Source organism: Phocaeicola faecium, assembly GCF_014837055.1.
Lineage (GTDB): Bacteria > Bacteroidota > Bacteroidia > Bacteroidales > Bacteroidaceae > Phocaeicola > Phocaeicola gallinarum.
This window is the reverse complement of the sequence record NZ_JACSPQ010000031.1, coordinates 1-1507: the sequence shown is the minus strand read 5'-3', so window position 1 is coordinate 1507 and position 1507 is coordinate 1. Positions and strand designations below refer to the sequence as shown.

Annotated in this window: 2 protein-coding genes; one reads left to right on the top strand and one right to left on the bottom strand. The window is 61.8% G+C overall.

The window, feature by feature from the left end:
- A partial coding sequence (locus tag H9626_RS15665) for a DUF234 domain-containing protein (protein WP_191710813.1) occupies positions 1 to 765 on the top strand: 765 nt, incomplete at its 5' end.
- A gap of 241 nt (positions 766 to 1006) precedes the next feature.
- On the opposite strand, the gene upp is transcribed toward H9626_RS15665, so the two are convergent.
- Positions 1007 to 1507: uracil phosphoribosyltransferase (gene upp, locus H9626_RS15660; RefSeq protein WP_191710812.1), on the bottom strand; the 501-nt coding region annotated here is incomplete at its 5' end.

Sequence of the window (1507 nt, the reverse complement as noted above, 5' to 3'; positions counted from 1 at the left end):
GGCGTGAGCCTGGAGGAAAACCTGCGTTGGAACGTGTTGGACCCTTCGGCCTACCTCTTTGAAGAGCCCGGCAAGCTGCTGCAGGAGGAGCTGCGGAAGCCGGCTGAGTACAACAACATCATCCGGACCATCGCGTCAGGGGCGAGCAGCGGCGTCAAGATAGCCAACGGCTCCCATATCGAACAAACCGTGCTCTCCCATTATCTGCGCAACCTGTCGGATCTGCGCATCATCGTCAAGGAGACACCTTATCCCGAGGGGAGCCGTCGCGGCATCTGGCGGATCGAGGACCTGCTCTTTCGTTTCTGGTATCGGTATATCCCCGACAATATGTCACTGATCGAGTCGGGACATGCCGATATCGCCGTCCAGCTCATCATGAAGGATCTGCCGAACTACATGGGCGGCGTGTTCGAGGACATATGCCGCCAGTGGCTATGGGCCAATACTGCAACCGACCGGGTGCCGTTCCTGCTCACCCATATGGGCCGATGGTGGGGAGGCGATCCGCGAACCAAGCGGCAGGAGGAGATCCACATCATCGCGGACGGCAAGCCGTCCGGCCGCCGTCTGTATTGCGAATGCAAATGGCGCGGCAAATCGACCGATATCCCCGAGCTTGAGCAGTTGCGGTACCGCAGTGCGCTGGTGGATATGGAGCGCAAGGACTACATGTTGTTCTCCAAAGCCGGGTTCACCGACCGACTTCGGGCGCGTGCGGCGGAGGACGGGAACGTGCGATTGGTGTCGTTCGCGGATATGTGAGCCGGGCCGAATGCGATGCCTGGTTCGACCACCATATCTTCGGGTCCTGTTTCCGGACTCTGATACTTCGTGACTCTGCGATGTCTCGCAAGAATGGCGGAATTTCGCGGCTCTGGGATCATGTATCACAGCCGCGATATCGCAGAGTCACAAATGGCCCGGGTGCATCGGGCGTGGTGTAGCAAAAATCCAGGCCACCAGGTATTCGGTAGCCGGGATTTTCCGTAACAGGCGGACGGGCTCAGTCGATGACGCCGTAGAGGCGGTCGCCGGCATCGCCCAGACCGGGGACGATGTAGGCCTTCTCGTTGAGGCCCTCGTCCACCGCACACACCACCACCTTGAAGTCGATGGACGGGTCGATGTTCTTCTCGACGAATTCGATGCCCTCCGGCGCGGCCAGGATGCACACGGCGGTCACATCCTTGGCGCCGCGCTCGGCCAGGTAGTGCGTGGCGGCGACCAGCGTGCCGCCGGTGGCGAGCATCGGGTCGATCAGGAAGCACTGGCGGCCGGTCAGGTCGTCGGGCAGACGGTTCGCGTAGGTGATCTGCTGCGTGGGATGCTCCTCGTCACGCTTCATGCCGAGGAACCCGACCTCGGCGGTCGGCAGCATGCGGGTCATGCCGTCGAGCATGCCCAGGCCGGCGCGCAGCACCGGCACGATGATCGGGCGCGGATGGTCGGACAGCTTCTTGCCGACCATCGGACAGATTGGGGTCTCAATCGAGCAGTCCACAAC